General features: G+C 70.6%; 15 protein-coding genes. 8 read left to right on the top strand and 7 right to left on the bottom strand.

Going from position 1 to position 16,419, the window contains the following annotated elements; translation table 11 throughout:
- Positions 1-128: 128 nt before the first annotated feature.
- Together NMN56_RS17855 and NMN56_RS17850 are read right to left on the bottom strand one after the other, a co-directional pair.
- Complete coding sequence (locus NMN56_RS17855) at positions 129-1,145, bottom strand: TetR/AcrR family transcriptional regulator (RefSeq protein ID WP_274040463.1); 1,017 nt, start codon at positions 1,143-1,145, stop codon at positions 129-131.
- Between the two features lie 187 nt (positions 1,146-1,332).
- Positions 1,333-2,253 (bottom strand): MurR/RpiR family transcriptional regulator, encoded by a 921-nt coding sequence (locus NMN56_RS17850; RefSeq protein ID WP_274040462.1) that lies wholly within the window; start codon positions 2,251-2,253, stop codon positions 1,333-1,335.
- A 101-nt stretch (positions 2,254-2,354) separates the two neighbouring features.
- Between NMN56_RS17850 and NMN56_RS17845 the strand changes: the two genes are divergently transcribed.
- From NMN56_RS17845 to NMN56_RS17820, 6 genes are read left to right on the top strand one after another with little or no spacing between them, the layout of a single operon-like run.
- Entirely contained in the window at positions 2,355-3,617 is a 1,263-nt protein-coding gene (locus tag NMN56_RS17845; protein WP_274040461.1) for a C45 family autoproteolytic acyltransferase/hydrolase, read from the top strand.
- Positions 3,618-3,668: 51 nt separating this feature from the next.
- A complete protein-coding gene (locus NMN56_RS17840; protein WP_274040460.1) occupies positions 3,669-5,384 on the top strand; it encodes an ABC transporter substrate-binding protein in 1,716 nt (571 codons plus the stop codon).
- Positions 5,385-5,389: 5 nt separating this feature from the next.
- Positions 5,390-6,340, top strand: coding sequence for an ABC transporter permease (locus tag NMN56_RS17835; protein WP_274040459.1), 951 nt, complete (start codon positions 5,390-5,392; stop codon positions 6,338-6,340).
- On the top strand, positions 6,337-7,203 hold the full coding sequence (locus NMN56_RS17830; RefSeq protein ID WP_274040458.1) for an ABC transporter permease: 867 nt from the start codon (positions 6,337-6,339) through the stop codon (positions 7,201-7,203). The genes NMN56_RS17835 and NMN56_RS17830 overlap by 4 nt, the downstream gene beginning before the upstream one ends.
- 5 nt (positions 7,204-7,208) lie before the next feature.
- Entirely contained in the window at positions 7,209-8,429 is a 1,221-nt protein-coding gene (locus NMN56_RS17825) for an ABC transporter ATP-binding protein (RefSeq protein ID WP_347178611.1), read from the top strand.
- Positions 8,426-9,259 (top strand): ABC transporter ATP-binding protein, encoded by an 834-nt coding sequence (locus NMN56_RS17820; RefSeq protein ID WP_274040457.1) that lies wholly within the window; start codon positions 8,426-8,428, stop codon positions 9,257-9,259. The genes NMN56_RS17825 and NMN56_RS17820 overlap by 4 nt, the downstream gene beginning before the upstream one ends.
- 237 nt (positions 9,260-9,496) lie before the next feature.
- Here the strand turns inward: NMN56_RS17820 and NMN56_RS17815 are convergent, their stop codons facing one another.
- Positions 9,497-11,119 carry an MFS transporter gene (locus NMN56_RS17815; RefSeq protein WP_274040456.1) on the bottom strand — a complete coding sequence of 541 codons (1,623 nt, stop codon included), beginning with the start codon at positions 11,117-11,119 and terminating at the stop codon, positions 9,497-9,499.
- Positions 11,120-11,431: 312 nt separating this feature from the next.
- Here NMN56_RS17815 and NMN56_RS17810 point away from each other — a divergent pair, with 312 nt between their 5' ends.
- Complete coding sequence (locus NMN56_RS17810) at positions 11,432-11,698, top strand: hypothetical protein (protein ID WP_274040455.1); 267 nt, start codon at positions 11,432-11,434, stop codon at positions 11,696-11,698.
- A gap of 94 nt (positions 11,699-11,792) precedes the next feature.
- Here the strand turns inward: NMN56_RS17810 and NMN56_RS17805 are convergent, their stop codons facing one another.
- Together NMN56_RS17805 and NMN56_RS17800 are read right to left on the bottom strand one after the other, a co-directional pair.
- Entirely contained in the window at positions 11,793-12,167 is a 375-nt protein-coding gene (locus tag NMN56_RS17805; RefSeq protein WP_274040454.1) for a hypothetical protein, read from the bottom strand.
- Between the two features lie 68 nt (positions 12,168-12,235).
- Positions 12,236-12,865, bottom strand: a complete 630-nt coding sequence (locus NMN56_RS17800) for a DUF5701 family protein (protein ID WP_430542616.1) — start codon at positions 12,863-12,865, stop codon at positions 12,236-12,238.
- 176 nt (positions 12,866-13,041) lie between these two features.
- Here NMN56_RS17800 and NMN56_RS17795 point away from each other — a divergent pair, with 176 nt between their 5' ends.
- Complete coding sequence (locus NMN56_RS17795; protein ID WP_274040453.1) at positions 13,042-13,770, top strand: TetR/AcrR family transcriptional regulator; 729 nt, start codon at positions 13,042-13,044, stop codon at positions 13,768-13,770.
- A 186-nt stretch (positions 13,771-13,956) separates the two neighbouring features.
- Here the strand turns inward: NMN56_RS17795 and NMN56_RS17790 are convergent, their stop codons facing one another.
- Both NMN56_RS17790 and NMN56_RS17785 read right to left on the bottom strand, forming a co-directional pair.
- Positions 13,957-15,294 carry an MFS transporter gene (locus NMN56_RS17790; RefSeq protein ID WP_274040452.1) on the bottom strand — a complete coding sequence of 446 codons (1,338 nt, stop codon included), beginning with the start codon at positions 15,292-15,294 and terminating at the stop codon, positions 13,957-13,959.
- A gap of 126 nt (positions 15,295-15,420) precedes the next feature.
- Positions 15,421-16,215 carry a DeoR/GlpR family DNA-binding transcription regulator gene (locus NMN56_RS17785; protein ID WP_274040451.1) on the bottom strand — a complete coding sequence of 265 codons (795 nt, stop codon included), beginning with the start codon at positions 16,213-16,215 and terminating at the stop codon, positions 15,421-15,423.
- Between the last annotated feature and the right edge of the window lie 204 nt (positions 16,216-16,419).

Below are 16,419 nucleotides of genomic sequence, written 5' to 3'. Positions count from 1 at the left end.
AGACTCAAGGCACAAGACTCAAGGCACAAGACTCAAGGCACGAGGCGCAAGGCACGAGGCGCAAGGCACGAGGCGCAAGGCACAAGGCGCAAGGCACAAGGCACAAGGCGCAAACGAACAACGAAGCGTTAAACGGCCAACTCCGTACGGATATAAGCAAGCAGAGCCGTATACATCTCATCGGGCCCAGTGCCCTCAATATCGTCCGCGGCCCCGGCCAGAACCTGAGACGCCAGCCCGTCAATAAGCGCCGTAAGGCGCAACGCGCTGAACTCCGGATCGACGTCGCGGAACACACCCTGCTCGATACCGCGCCGGATGACGTCGGAGACGGTAGCGCGCCACTGCCGGTAGTACTCGACGTGCAGCCGTCCGATGGCGGTCGAACGGGCCGCCTCGGCCCACAGGTCGAGCCACACCAGCCACTGCCGCCGCTGCTGAGCGGTACGGGGGGTCTGAAGCGCGAGCAGTTCGCGCAACTCGGCCGCGGCATCCTCCCCCGCACCACCCCCGAACTCGGCGATCCGCGCCGCACGACTGGCGGTGTCCTCATCCATGCACCAGCGCACGGCGGCCTCCAGCAGCTCGGCGCGGCCGGGAAAGTGATAGTGGATCGCGGCGGTGCTGGTCGCACAGGCGGCGGCGATGTCCGCAACCCGCACGGCGTGGAAACCGTGCTCGGCGATCAGCCGCACCGTCTCCCGAACGATCTGCAACGGCCGCCCGGCGGAGGGCGCCCGGGGCGCCCGCGGCGGCACGGGAGACGACGCGCCGGCAGACCGAACACCAGGCTGAACCCCAGCCCGGATCCCGGCCCCGGCACCGGGTCCGCCCCCCACATCGGGTCCGGCCCCCACATCGGCGCCAGGCCCGGCCACGGCGACACCACCGTCCCCCACAACGCGGGACCCCAGAAGCCAGCCGGCATCCACCTCACCGGCATCGGCGATCCGGGCCAGCTCGGCAACGGTGAAGCGCCGGGTACCGCTGAGCGAACGCGACAGCTTGGAAGGATCCATCACGATGCGCCGCGCGAACTCCCGCTGCGTGCACCCAGCGGACTCCACGACCGTACGGACGCGCGCGGCGACCTCGCCGGCGCTGTCCGCGATCCGGCCCGGGGGCCCGTCGGCTTCCTGTTCCATGTCCGTCACCGTACGGACGTGTTGAGGTGATCGCAATGGATGCCCGCACGTTATGCCCAAGTACGCGCGCTTTTACGGGCAAAATCCAAGGGCATTGCGCTACTGACTGATGCATCAGTCAGTAGCATTCCGCGAGCCCGCCCCGAAGCCGGGGAGCGAGACTCCCGGGCCGGGAGCGCCCCTCAGGTCACCCCCTCCGTTGACCTGCGGCCCCTCTCCCATGGCGAGGCGGCGAAAGCAGCTGCTCGCGCAGGGCGGTGAGCTGATGCGAGGTCTCCACGGCCCGCGTCTCATCCAGCGTGGTGAGCGCCAGCAGCAACGCGTCGGCGACGACCAACCCCGTGAGGGACTCCGCTGTGATCCCCGTAGGCGTGTGCGGCGCGGTGATCACCGCCTCCACACGGTCCGCGAAGGTCTCACCCAGTTCGTCGGTCACGAAGACGACCTTCGCGCCGACCGCGCGCGCCCGCTCGACCAGCACGGTGAACTCGTCGAGCGCACGCCCGGGTTGGAAGACGACGACCGCGTCGCCGTGCCCCAGCGGCAGCAGCGCGTCGGCCAGCGCGAACCCCGTCGCGCCGAGAAAGCGCGCACGCCTCCCTATGCGCCCGAGCGCCAGGGCGAGATGCCGCGCCGCGATCTCGGAGGCGGCGACGCCGTAACAGAAGACCTCGCCGGCCTCGGCCAGCGCCGTGACGGCCCGCTTCAGGGCCTCCGCGTCGGTCAGTCTCCTGCAGTGCTCGATGCGCTCCTGCGCCTCGTCGAACACGTCCTCCCAGATCCCGTCCAGGTCCCGCCCCACGTGCGCTATCCGCTGCTTCAACCGCACTTCCGGCGCCACCGCGTTGGTGAATCCGGCCGCCAACTCCCGTTTCAGTGCGGGCAGTCCGGCGTAACCGAGGCGTTGCAGGGCGCGGACGACGGTCGCGTTGCTGGTCCCGCTGGCTGTGCCCAACTGCTGGGCGCTCGCGAACAGCAGCCGCTCCGCCCGCGTGCTCGCCAGATACTGCGCGACCGCCCGCTCGGACGTGGACAGCTCGTCCCACGTGTCCCGTACGGCCGCCCGCAGTTGGGTCACTCCATCGTCTGAATCTTCCATTACGACCATTGACTTTCGTGTGACGAGGATTACGATCCTGTGCAATGTGTTCCACCAGGCCCACTTGCCGTAATCGACGTTACAGCACGTGGGTCGCCGCGAGGAGTGAAATGGCGAACAGCACCACCCAGCACGGCAGTTCGGAACTTCCCGTGATCGAGATCTCCGGTGCGCCGCGGGAGCGCGGGCGGCAGTACGGAGAAGCGGTCAGGGAGCGGCTGCGCCTGTCGAAGGGATATTACGAGGCCGCGTTCGGCGCCTCGTCCGGGCTGACGTGGGAGCAGGTCACGGCGCGTGCGGGGCGGTGGCTGAAGCCCGTTGGCGCGTTCGCGCCCGACCTCGTGGAGGAGATGCGGGGGACGGCGGAGGGAGCGGGCGTCGGACTGCTGGACGTGCTGGCGCTGAACGCGCGGGGAGAGGTGATCTACGACAAGTCGTTCTCGGCGATGGACACGGCTCCGGCGGCGGATACAGCCCCGGCGGTGGGTACGGCCTCGGCGAGGGACACGGGCTCGGCGAGGGACACGGCCCCGGCGGCGGACGCGGTGGATGCGGCGGACGCCGTGGACGGCTGCACCTCCTTCGCGGCGTACGGCCCGGCCAGCGGCGACGGGCACGTGTACGCGGGACAGAACTGGGACTGGCGCGCCGGCGTGGCCGGCACCCTTGTGCTGCTGCGCGTGGTGCAGCCGCCCAAGCCGACGCTGATCATGCAGGTGGAGGCCGGACAGGTCGGCAGGCAGGGTGCCAGCTCGGCGGGGATCGCGTTCAACGCGAACGGGCTCGGGGGCCGTTTCGACGACGCCGTGGGCCTTCCGCAGACCGTCGTACGGCGCACGGTGCTCGACCAGCCGTCGGTGACGGACGCGCTGGAGGTGCTGTGCGGCGCCCGCGCCCACATCGCCAGCAACGCGCTGCTGACCTGCCGCGAGGGCTTCGCCATCGACCTGGAGACCACCCCGGCCGGGCACGGCTGGATGTATCCGACCGACGGGCTGCTGGTGCACGGTAACCACTACCAGGCGGGCATACCCGCCCCGTTGGCGGCGAAGGGGTACATCCCCATGGCGGCTGACTCGCTGGTGCGGGTGCCACGCGCCGAGCAGGGGCTGCGCGCGCTGCGCGACTCGGCCGACCCGGCGGAGTCGCGCAAGCTCATACGCCAGGCCATGTCCGACCACCTGGGCCACCCCGAGGGGCTGTGTACCCATCCCGACCCGCGCAGGCCCGAGTTGAGCCACTGGACGACGCTCATCTCCTCGCTCGCCGACCTGACCTCGGGCGACTACTACGCCACGGCGGGCACCCCCTGCGACCACGAGTACCAGCGCCTGCCCTGGAACCTCTACGACGGCCCTTACGGCGAAGCCTGATCGCCCTCACGGCGAAGCCTGACCCCCGGTTCGACTCCAAGGAGCACCGCCATGCAGCTCAAGCTTCAGCATCAGCCCTCCAGAGAGGGCCCACGGGCACGCGCCGCTGCCCGCCACCGGCGTGCGGTGCTCACCGGACTCGTCGCCGTGCTCGCGCTGGCCGCGGCCGGATGCGCCGGTGCGCCCGCGAACGAGACGGCCGGCAAGGGCCACAAGGCCGCAGACCTCGACCTCAAGCCGAGGACCGCCGCTGCCAAGGGGCCCGTGAACAAGGCCCGTTGGCTGCTGGAGGACGAGCCGGCCTCGCTCGACCTGGACACCCAGGGCAGCAGCGCGGGCCGCATCGTCCTCACCAACGTCTGCGAGCGGCTCTACCAACTGAGGCCCGACATGTCGGTGAAGCCGTGGCTCGTGACCAAGGAGAGCAGGCCCGACGACACCACCCTCGTCCTCGGCCTCCGCAAGGGCGTCACCTTCCACGACGGCTCGAAGATGACGGCGGACGACGTGCTGTGGAGCCTCAAGCGGCATGCCGACCCGGACATGGAACAGGGCGACGAGTTCGAGAACGTCAAGAAGATGACCAAGAGCGGCGCGCACGAGATCACGGTCACCTTCAAGGAGCCCGACGCGCTGTTCACCAAGGCGCTGGCGGGTGACGCCGGCCTCGTCTACAACCGGGAGCAGGTCGAGAAGGCGGGCAAGGACTTCGGCACGGCGGGCCAGGAGGACGCCTGTTCGGGGCCCTACAGACTGGCCGACTGGAAGTCGGGCGACTCGATCACCATCGAGCGCCACGAAGGCTACTGGGGCAAGAAGCCGCTCACCCGTGAGGTCTCCTTCCGCTGGGCCGCCGACAGCGCGCTCGTCAACGCGCTGACGACGGGCGCGGCCGACGGTGTCTACGCCGAGTCCCCCAACACGGCGGCGGCGCTCGACGGCAAGAAGGGCCTGGGACAGCACTACGGCCCCAGCACCTCCACCCTCACCCTCATCCCCACGGAGCGCGGTGGGCTCGCCGATCCCCAGGTCCGCCGGGCGCTCTCGCTGGCCCTCGACCGCGAGGGCGTGGCCGAGTCCGGGTACGGCGGCATGGTCGAGCCCTGGGCGAGCAACGTCGGTTCCGGCGCGTGGGGTTATGAGAAGAGCGTCTTCGCGAAGGCCCAGAAGAAGCTGGGGGAGCTGGCGCCGGCCTCGCCCGACGCGCAGGACATCGCCCGCGCCAAGAAGCTGGTCAAGGGCGCGGCCAAGGCCCCGACGGAGCCCGTGGTCATCGGCACCGACGCCAGTCAGGGCCGTACCGTCGTGGCCAATGCCGTGCGCGCCGCGCTCCAGCGGATAGGGCTCAAGGGGCAGATCAAGACGGTGCCCACGGCGCAGTTCGAGGAGTTCTACAGCTCGCCCGAGTCCCGCGCGGACATCGATGTGCTGGTGGGCGACTGGTACATCTCCAAGAGCGATCCGCTCGGCTTCTACGACAACGGCCTCTCGACCAGCTCGAACAACTGGGTCGGCTTCAAGGACAAGTCGTATGACGCCTCGGTCAACAAGGCCAAGCGCACCCTGGACGACAAGAAGCGTGCCCGCCTGGCGGTGGCCGCGCAGGGCGAGTTCGCGGAGTCGGCCGTGTGGATTCCCGTCGCACAGGTGCCCTCGGTGCTGGTGCTCCAGGACGAGCTGACGGGCCCGCCCGCCTCCATGGCGTACCTGTACTACCCCTGGGCGGCCGACCTGGGCGCCCTTCACAAGCGGGCGAAGAAGGACTGACGCGCGTGTTCAGAAGACTCTTCCGGCGAGTCGCCGGGCTCGTGGCCACCCTGGTCGCCGCCTCCTTCGTGATCTTTGCCGCCGTCTACGCAGCCCCCGGCGATCCCGCCGTGTTCCTCGCGGGCGGGCGCGACAAGCTCACCCCGGAGAAGCTGGCAGCGGTGCGCGAGCAGTACCACCTGGACGAGCCGCTGGTCGTGCAGTACGGCCGCTGGCTGTGGGACTGCGCGCACGGCGACCTCGGCCGCTCCTTCAAGTACACGGACCAGGTGGCCGATCTGGTCACCTCCCGGCTGCCCACGACGCTGGCCCTCGTCGGCTACGCCACGCTGCTGTTCGTGGTGCTCGGCGTGGGCGCGGGGATCGTCGCGGCCGTCCGGCGCGGCTGGGCCGACCAGGCCGTCGTCGGCGGCACCACACTGGCGGCCTCCGTGCCCAACTTCGTCGCCGCCATCGGGCTCGTCTCGCTCTTCGGGGTGCGGCTCGGCTGGTTCCCCGTGACGGGTGCGGGCAACGGGTTCGCGGGGACGGTGCACCATCTGACGCTGCCCGCGCTGTCCATGGCGCTCGGCGCGCTGGCGATCATCAGCCGCGTCACCCGGCAGTCCATGCTCGACGCCGCTGCCTCCGACCACGTCGAGGCGGCCCGCGCCTCGGGCGTGCCCGAACGGGAGGTGATACGCCGCCATGTGCTGCGCAACGCGCTGGGGCCGATCATCACCATGTGCGGCCTGGTCACGGCCGGAATGCTCGCCGGCACAGTCGTCATCGAGACGGCCTTCGGACTCAGCGGCGTCGGATCGCTGCTCGTCAACGCCATCAACACCCATGACTTCCCGGTGGCGCAGGCCGTACTGCTGCTGATGGTCACGGGATACATCGTCGTCACCAACCTGGTGGACCTCGTGCACCCGCTGCTCGACCCTCGGGTGCGTGCGGAAAGGAGCACGGCATGACGACTCCGGCCGCCACCGCCCAACCGTCCCCGGCAGTACGTCCGTTGACCCTGCGGACCAAGCGTCCTGCCGGGGTGCTGATCGCGGCGGGGTTCCTCGTCCTGGTCGTACTGGCAGCGGCCGTCGCGCCGCTGATCGCGCCCTACGCACCCGACACCATCGACCTCTCGGCCTCCCTCGCCGGCACGGGCGGCGACCATCTGCTCGGCACCGACGCCTCAGGCCAGGACCTGCTCTCGCGCGTGCTGCACGGGGCACGCTCCAGCCTGGTCGCGCCGCTGCTGCTGCTCGCGCTGGCGGCCGTGCTCGGCGTCACGCTGGGCACGCTCGCCGCCTGGCGCGGCGGCTGGGTGGACACACTGGTCTCGCGGGTGACGGACGTGATGTACGCGTTCCCCGGGCTGCTGTTCGTCGTGCTGATCATCGCCGTGTTCGGCGCGGGGATGACCACCTCGGTGCTGGCGCTCGCCCTCGCGTACACCCCGACCATCGCCAAATACACCCGCAGCGTGGCCCTTTCGGAGCGCGCGAAGCCGTACGTCGACGCCTACCGCGTACTGGGCATGGGCGGGGCACGCATATGTGCCCGCTATCTGGTGCCCAACCTCGGCAGGTCCGTCGTCGGCTATCTCGTCGTGCTCTTCGGCGAGGCCCTGATGAGCCTGGCCACCCTCAGCTATCTGGGCTTCGGCGCCCAGCCGCCCAGTTCCGACTGGGGACTGATGGTGCAGGAGGGGCAGGCCGCCGTGGTGCAGGGCGCGCTGCTGCCCGCGCTGGTACCGGGCACGGCCATCGCCGCCGTCGTGGTGGCGTTCAACATCGTCGGGGTCTGGGTCGCCGACCGCCTCGGCGCCAGGAGGTAGCCGCCATGCCACACGACCACGAACCCGATCACGCTCACAACGCCCATGCCCATGCCCATGTCCACGGCCACGCTCGCGAGGAACAGCCGCCGCTGCTCGACATCGACGGCCTGACGCTCGAACTGCCCGCCACCGCACGCCCGTTGCTCAGTGACGTCTCGCTCCGGGTGCGGATGGGGGAGGTGGTCGGGCTGGTGGGCGAGTCGGGTTCCGGCAAGTCCACCACCGCGAAGGCGGCGCTCGGGATGCTGCCCGAGGGCGGTGTGACCACTGGGGCCGTACGCGTCGAGGGCACCGATGCGCTCGCCCTGCGCGGCGAGAAGCTGCGCGCGCACCGTGCCCGTACGGTCGCGATGGTCCACCAGGACCCGCGCGCCGCGCTCAATCCGGTACGCCGGGTCGGGGACTTCCTCACCGAGCGGCTCGCGCTCGCCGGGGTCACCGACCGGCGTGCGGCGCGGGCCCGCGCGGTCGAACTCCTCGACACCGTCGGCCTTCCCGACCCCGCACGCCGCGTGCGGCAGCACCCGCACGAACTGTCGGGCGGCATGCTCCAGCGCGTTGTCATCGCGGGCGCGCTGGCGGCCGAACCCCGGCTGCTGCTCGCCGACGAGGCGACCAGCGCGCTGGACGTGACCACCCAGGCCGAGATCCTGGACCTGTTGCGCACGCTGCGCGCCGAGCGGGAGACGGGGATGCTGTTCATCACCCACGACCTGCACCTCGCGGCGGCGTACTGCGACCGCGTCGTGGTGATGTACGCGGGCCGCGTTGCCGAACACCAGTCGGCGCGCGCCCTGTTCGCCGCGCCCCGGCACCCGTACACGCGGGGGCTGCTGGACTGTTCGCCCGCGCTGGGTGAGGAGGACGCGGTGATCCGCCCGATACCCGGCCGTCCGCCGTCGCTCGCCGACAGCTTCCCCGGCTGCCCCTTCGCCGCCCGCTGTCCGGAAGCGGAACCGGAGTGCGAGACCTGGACCCCGGTCGCCACCCCGCTGGAACCGGACGCCGTTTCGGGGGATGAGGGCGGCCCCGGGGAAGAGGGCGGCGAGGCATCCTGCCGCCGACTGCCCGAATCCGCGCCCGGGCCCGCCTCCGCATCCGGGTCGGCACCCGCATCGGTACCCGTACCCGGGTCCGCGTCCGGAGCCGTGTCCGGAGCCGTGTCCGGTTCCGCATCCGGTTCCGCTTCCGTGACCGTCCCCGCTGAAGGGAGCACCCGATGACCGGAACGACCTCGGACGTTCTTACCGTCGAGGGGCTGCGCAAGACGTACGCGCTTCCCGGTGGTGGGCGGCTCACCGCCGTCGACGGGGTGGGCTTCGCCGTGCCGCGTGGTGGCTCCCTCGGGATCGTGGGTGAGTCGGGGTCGGGCAAGACGACCGTGGCGCGGATGCTCGTCGGTCTGGTGCGACCCGATGCGGGCACGGTGACCGTCGCAGGCCGGACCCGTGAGCCCCGTACGCCACGGGGCCGTACCGCGAGGCTCGCCCGGGCGCGGGAGATACAGATGGTCTTCCAGGACCCGTATGTCTCGCTCGACCCCCGGCTGACCAGCCACGAGTGTCTGCTCACGGCGCTGCGCCTGCACGGCGCACCGGCCTCCGAGGCGGACGCGAAGGCGAGAACGCTGCTGGACCAGGTCGGTCTGGGCTCCCGTGAGGCGGGAGCCAGGCCGCATGGCCTCTCGGGCGGGCAGCGCCAACGGCTGGCCATTGCCCGCGCGCTGGCCGTCGATCCACGGGTGCTGGTGCTGGACGAGGCGGTGGCCGCGCTCGACGTGTCGATCCAGGCGCAGATCCTTCAGCTCCTGGGAGAGATCAGGCGCGAAACGGGGGTCGCGCTCGTCTTCGTCAGCCATGACCTCGCCGTCGTCCGGCATGTCACGGACGAGACGCTGGTCATGTGCCGGGGCGAGGCGGTCGAACAGGGCCCGACGGCCCGGGTGCTGGCCGACCCCCGGGCCCCGTACACACGTGCGCTGCTCGCCGCTGTGCCGCGAGAGGGCTGGGACCCGGGGGAGGCGGTACGCGCGGCGCGCGCGGGCGCTCGCTGACATGCGAGGCGGGGTCGTTGACCCGCACGTGAACGCTTGCCTCATGTCGGGCCACGGCCGACCTGTTCACGGCCCCGGCCGACGCCACTTCACGGGGCGGGCTCACGCCGCTTCACCGTGCGGGCCGACGCCACTTCTCGTGCGGCCGACGCCGCTTCACCGCGCGGGCCGACGCCCCTTCACGGCGTCGGCCGGTGCCGCGCCGCCTCCTGCCAGCGGCGCGGCACGGCGTTCAGCTCAGCCGGTCCCGGCCTCGGCCTCGGCCTCGGCGTCGTTCCCGTTCCCGTCCTCGGCGTCGTTCCCGTCCCCGTTCCCGCCCCCGGTCGTCCCGTCCCCGGTCGTCCCGTCCCCGTTCCCGCCCCCGGTCGTCCCGCCCCCGGTCGTCCCGGCCCTGGCCGGTACGCGTACCGCCGTCCACACCAGTGGGACGGCGACCAGTACGCCGAGGGTTGCCCAGCCGAAGGCGGTGCGGTAGCCGGCTGCTTCGCCCGCCGAGCCGAGGGCCAGGCCGACCAGTATGGCGAGGCCCAGTGCGCCACCGAGCTGGTCGACGGAGCGCTGGACTCCGGAGGCGAGTCCCGCGTCGTCCTCGGTCACGCCGGAGAGCGCGGCGTTCTGGAGGGCGATCAGGCCGAGGGCCATGCCGACGGCCATGGCGACCATGCCGGGTACGACGTCCTTCCACAGGTTGCCTTCGGCCGGGAGCGTCGCCAGCCAGCTCCCGCCTGCCGCGGCGCACAGGAGCCCGGCGACGGCCGTGCCCCGTACGCCCAGCACGCCGATGATCCGTCCGACGACCGTCACGGTGAGCAACAGCGCGGCGCAGAACGGGAGATAGGCCAGCCCGGTGTGCAACGGCCCCATGCCCAGCACGTGCTGCATGTAGAGCGTGGCCAGGAAGAAGGTGCTGGACAGTGCGGCGCTCAGCAGTACGGTCGCGGCGTTGGCGGCCGTGCGGGTGCGGTTCGCGAAGAAGGCGAGCGGCACCAGGGGACGCCGCGTGCGCGCCTCCACCCGTACGAACCCGGCCAGCGCGAGCAGCCCGCCGCACAGCGGCAGCAGAACACCGGGCGAGGTCCACGCGTGATCGGTTGCGCGTACCACCCCGTACACCAGCGCGAGTGGCCCGGCGGTGAGCAGTGCGGCACCCGGCAGATCGACCCGCGGCCCCTTGCGCACGCCCGTTCCCGCCGCCTTCTCCGCAGCCGGGTCCTTCCGAGCCGGGGCCTTCCGAGCTGCGTTTTTCCGAGCCGGGGCCGCCTTCCGAGCGGCGTCCTTCGGGGCCCCGTCCTCCGGAGCCGTGTCGGCTCGGACGAACACAGGTGTGAGCATCAGGACGAGGGCCACGAGGGGAACGTTGACGTAGAAGATCCAGCGCCAGTGCAGCAGTTCGGTGAGCAGTCCTGACATCAGGACGCCACCGACGAGGCCCATGCTGGAGATGCCGCCCCACACGCCGAGTGCCTTGGCCCGCTCCTCGGCACGGGGGAAGAGGAGCGCGATCAGGGACATCGCGGCCGGGGAGGCCAGCGCCTCGCCCGCGCCCTGGCCGAGGCGTGCGGCGAGCAGCGCAGGCAGCCCCTCGGCGACGCCTGCGAGCAGCGAGGACAGCCCGAACAGCAGGGTGCCCAGCAGAAACATCCTGCGCCTGCCGAACAGGTCGCAGATCCGCCCGCCGAGCAGCAGCAGTCCGCCGCCCGCGAGCGTGTAGCCGGTGACGACCCACGTCAACGAGGCGGGCGCCGCGCCGAGTTCGGCGCCGATGGAGGGGAGCGCGACATTGACGACGGTGACGTCGATCGCGATGAGGAACTGCAACAGGGACAGCACGCTGAGCGCGCGCCAACGGGACGCGTTCACGCCATGTGTATTCACGAAAGGGAAACTCCAGGTCAGGCGCTCGCCCAGACATGGCGAGCCGCCGGGAACGTGATGAGCACCTGTCGCGTCGGGGGCCTGAGAGGGCCGCCGCCGCGCTGGAGTTACTTAGTGACCGCTGCGCAAGCGCCGCACATACTGATCTCCCTGGTTCGTGTCCTGTGAACCTACGATCCCGGCGGGCCGCGGGGCAACCGTGTTCCCGGCCGCCCCCTCGGCCGTCCTGGCAGCTGCCCCCTCGGCCGTCCTAGCCGCCGCCCCCTCGGCCGTCCCGGCCGCGAGCGCCCCGTCGCCGTGGTTCTCGTGCTCTCGGGTGCGCATCTGCGCACCCCGCATCTGCGCGCGGCGGGCCAGCGCCCAGTACAGCGGGGAGGTGACGGCGAGACCGACCAGCCAGGAGAGGTCGGCGCCGCCGAGGTGGGAGACGAGCGTCCCGGTGTAGATGCTGGTGGAGACGAACGGTATCTGGACGAGGACGCCGACGCCGTAGCAGAAGAGAGCGACGGGGTTGAAGCGGCCGTAGCGGCCCCGTCGGAGGCGAAGAGGTCGGCCAGCTCGTAGTGGCCTCGGTGCAGCAGGTAGAAGTCGATGAGGTTGATAGCGGTCCAGGGGATCAGGACGATCAGCAGCATCATGACGAGGTTCACGAAGTTGTTCATGAAATCGGCCGACATGCCCAGCGCGATGGCCATGGCGCCGACGACCACGATCCCGAAGCGGCGCTGCGCGCCACCAGCCTCGGGACCCAGTGGACGCGGAAGGTCTGCCAGATGGTGATGAGGGAGAGCGAGGCCCCGTACAGGTTGAGCGCGTTGTGGTTGACGACGCTGAAGAGGAACAGCACCAGCAGTACGGGCCCGAAGCTGCCCGCTGCCTGGTCGAACCCGGCCATGGCGTCCGGCAGCGGGCTGGCGAGCGCGACCACCGTTCCGGTCAGGAAGGACAGGAACGAGCCGAGGCACGAGCCCCTGCCCGGGTCCCGCCATCTGGGTCCCGCTGCCCGGGTCCCGCTGCCCGGGTCCCCCGTCACGGGCCGCCCTCACGTGGGCCGGGTGTCCACGAGCGAGTTGCGCGCTCACGGGTCGCCCCGAGGTGCCCCTACGCCGCCACGCGCTCTGACGCCGATGCCACGCCGAGCCAGGTGTGCGGGTTGCCCGCCCAGCACCAGCCGAGTTTGGGTGCGCGCTGGCTGATCCACACGGCGGGGACCCGGCGGTCGCCGCTGCGCGAGGCGCCGAGCGAGAAGCATCTGTTCTTGGCGAGGGCCGCGGGCTGCTGGGTGACGAAGGCCAGCCCCTCCTCCATGGTGAGCAGTGTCCGTCCGCGTGCGGCGAGGGTGGCCATGGCGTCGTCGGGTACCGCCCCGCAGAACTCCTCGCCCCTGTCGGCGTCGAAGACCAAGTACACGCGCTCGTCCGGAGGTTCGGCGCCCTCGATGGGAACGAAGCGCTCGATCGCGCCTGGTTCGTAGTGCCGGTCGATGATGCCAGGCTTGGTCCCGCGCTCCAGCCTGGTGAGCCCCACCATGCCCTCGACGGGCACCAACGCCCGCGTGACGACCAGCAGAAACGGTGCCCGGCCCGGCTCGGGCCCCGCCGCGCCTCTCGCTCCGGCCGCTTTCCCCGTCTCTCCCGCACGCTCCACCGCCACGTCCCGCAGCGGCGCCAGCAGCTTCGCGAACTCTCCCTCGCCGAGCCCGGCCAGGGCGGGGTAGCCCTTGTCGAGCAGGGTGTGCAGCTGTCGGTCGAACTCGGTTCCCGCGTCAAAGGCGTTCAGAGCCGGCTCCCTCTCGTAGGTGCCCAGAACTTACGGCACGAGTAAAGTTACCTCCGTACGACGAATCGCGTCAAGGGAAAATTACCCTCGACGTAAAAAACTCACGCGGACACGAGGGAGGTCGCCGCATGGGCGGCACGAACACGGACACGGACACGGGAGCGGGCACGGGCACGGGCACGGGCACGGCGAAGCAGGGCGGGGGGCTGCGGGAGCGCAAGAAGCGGGAGACCCGTGAACTGATCTCGGACAGGGCCACGGACCTGTTCATCGAGCGGGGCTTCGAGGCGACCACCGTCGCCGAGATCGCCGACGCCGCGCGCGTGGCGAAGAAGACGGTCACCAACTACTTCCCGCGCAAGGAAGACCTGGCCCTCGACCACCACGAGGAGTTCACCGGCGGGTTCGCCCGTACGGTCGCGGAGCGCGAGCCCGGTGAGTCGGCGCTGGAGGCGCTGTGCCGCGCGTTCCTCACCGCCGTCGAGCGGCACGACCCGGTCATCGGCTTCTCGGGCGAACCGTTCGCGCGCATGATCGCGGACAGCCCGACGCTGGTCGCACGCCTGCGTGACCTGCACGAGCAGCGCGAGGACGCGCTCGCCGCCACCCTCGTGACCGAGACCGGAGCCGCGCCGGACGACATCACTCCGCGTGCGGCTGCCGCACAGCTCGCCGGCACGCACCGTGCGCTCTTCCGGCAGTTGATGGACATGACGCTGGAGGGCACGCCCAACTCCCGTATGGCGGACGTGCTCAAGGAGTCGGCCGTCCGTGCCTTCGGACTACTGGAGCCTTCGCTCGGCGACTACGCGCGCACCGCCCACGCGCACACGCGCGAGGGGCCGCCCGGCCGGTGAGGCCGGGCCGCCCCTCGGGTGCGGCTGTGTGCCGTGCGTTGTGTGCCCTTTGTAGCGTGCTGTGCCCCGTGCCCGTGCCCGTGCCCGTGCCCGTGCCCCGTGCGCTGTGTGCCGCGGCGGTATGTGCGCCCGTGGCACGCCGGGTGCGCTACGGGGAGGTGCGGGGAAGGTGCGCGCCTGTGGTGGTTACGCCGGTGCCGGTGCGGACTCCGTCTCGGGCGACCGCTGGGGCCGCGTGCTTCCCTTGGCGCCCGAACCGCCGTGCTCGTTCGGCAGCTTCAGGAAGAGCGTCAGCACCATCGCGACCAGGTAGAGGCCCAGGAAGATGAGGGTGACGCCGCCTGCGCCCACGACCGGGAGGAAGAGGCTGGCGACGGCGGGGCCGAGGAAGGTCGCGCCACCGGCGCCGAGGTTGAGGAGCGCCATGGAGCCGCCCTTGTTCTCGGGCGCCATGGACGGGATCAGGGCCGAGATCGGCACGAAGCCCGCCAGGGTGGCGCCGAAGAGCATGCCGGCCAGAACGGCGACCCAGTAGTAGTCAGGACCGAGCGCCGTCGGCACGAAGTACAGGACGGTGACGCTGACGGCGCAGCCGAGCGCGCCGAACGTGGCGATCGTCGTGCGCCAGCCGATCTTGTCGGAGAGGGCGCCGAAGATCAGGTTGAAGAAGATGTTGGTGCCGTAGATGATCGCGAGGAGCTGGAGCCACTTGGACTCCCCGAAGCCGACGTCGTCGGAGAAGATGCGCGGCAGGTAGACCAGCATCCCGAACTGCGGCGCGGTGTTGATGACGCGGACCAGGCAGCCGACCAGGACGCGCGGGTGCGTCCAGATGATGGAGACGCTGTTGAGCAGGCTCTCCTTGGTGGTCGTCTCCGGGGGCGCGAGGCGCTCACCGCCCGGCCGGTTCTTGGCGCCTATGAGTGCGAAGGCGCCGCCGGCGAGGATCAGGGCGAGCGCGGACCACAGGGTGCCCAACTGGCCGATGAGGGGGTTGGTCAGCGAGGACCACAGGGAGCCCAGGGTGGGCAGGCCGCCGGTGAAGGCGAAGTAGAACCAGCCGACTGCTGTGCCCAGCCGCGCGGTGGGCGCTGTGCCGGTGATCCAGACGAGGAAGCCGAAGGCGAAGAGCGGGTAACCGAAGCCGCGTATGCCGTAGAGGATCAGCATCATCACGTAGTTCTCGGTGCCCAGCGCGAACAGCAGGTAGAGCACGTCGAAGACGGCCCAGATGACCAGGCCCGTCCACATCACCTTGCGCGGGCCCCAGACCTGCGCGAGCGCGCCGGAGAACCACGAGGCGAGCATCACGGCGATGCCGTAGACGGTGATGACATAACCGGCCTTCACATCGGTGCCCGCACCGTGATCGGCCATGTACGGCGCGATGAACCCGCTCTCCACACCGTCGCCGATCATGAACAGCAGCACGCCGATGTACCCGAGGACCAGGGGCTTGGGCAGCCCTATGCGGTCGAGCAGCCCTTTCCCGCTCCCCGCGTCTCGCGTCGCTTGGTCCGGCATCACGGCCTCCACTCTGAGGTAACCAGTTGTTGCACCTACGGATCCTCAGACGCCGTGCGATAAATATCAAGAGCCCTGTTAAAAGTAACCGTGAGATTTGTTAATCGATCACGGTGATCTCGACGCTCAGGCGCCCGTCTCCGTGACCACCCGTACATCGGTGAGCTTGCGCATCTCGGCCAGCACCTCTTCGTCGACGGGTGCCGTCAGGACGACGTGGTCGAAGGAGCGCACGGGGTCGAGCCTGTGCAGGGCGCTGCGCCCCACCTTGCTGTGGTCCATCAGCAGCACGCTGACCGAGCCCGCCTCGCGCATGGCCCGCTTGATGGCGACCATCTCCTGCTCCTGGTGGTACGTCATCGTGCCGGTCAGTGCCGAGGTCGAGACGAGGGTCAGGTCGACCGAGAAGCTCTTGATCATCTCCAGCGCCGACAGCCCGATCCATGAGTCGTGCGTCTGCGAGTACTCGCCGCCGACGCCGATCAGCCTGATGTCGTCGACGGCCCGCAACTCCTCCGTGATCAGGCGGTAGTTGGTGACCACGGTCAACGGCCCGACCTGCGGCAGCAGCTTCGCCAGCGCGAGCGCCGTGGTCGAGTCGTCCAGCATCAGGGACATTCCCGGCGAGACGAGATCGAGCGCGGCCCTGGCGAGCGCGTTCTTCTCGCCCGAGTGCGCGTGCAGCCGGAAGTCGGAGCTGGACTCGAAGACGGTGGAGGGCTGCGCCGAGACGCCGCCGTGGTACTTGCGCAGGATGCCCCGGTCGGCCAGCTCCGCGATGTCGCGGTGCACCGTCATCAGGCTCACGCCGGTCAGTTCGGTGAGCTCCGCCACCGAGGCATCCCCTTGTGCCAGCACGTGGTCGACGATGAGCTGCTGACGTTTCTGGCGGGTGGCGCGTGCTGCCGGCTGCGGGGTCATACGCACCATCCTGCACCGTCCCCTGCGCGTGACGGGCCCCGGAGCGGGCAGAGTCTCACACGGCGTGCGGTTTCCCTACCAGTCGATGAGTGACAGATAACAGTACGAGTGTTAATTTGCAGAGGCCGCGGCGTTAAAGCGACCGCCGGGGGACAACCCCCGGACCCCCGGCCGGAGCGACAGGCCGACCGAGGGCAGTGGGGC

This window comes from Streptomyces iconiensis (genome assembly GCF_028657195.3).
GTDB classification, from domain to species: Bacteria; Actinomycetota; Actinomycetes; order Streptomycetales; family Streptomycetaceae; genus Streptomyces; species Streptomyces iconiensis.
Note: the sequence above shows the minus strand (reverse complement) of the source record. Positions and strands in the feature narration are given on the sequence as shown.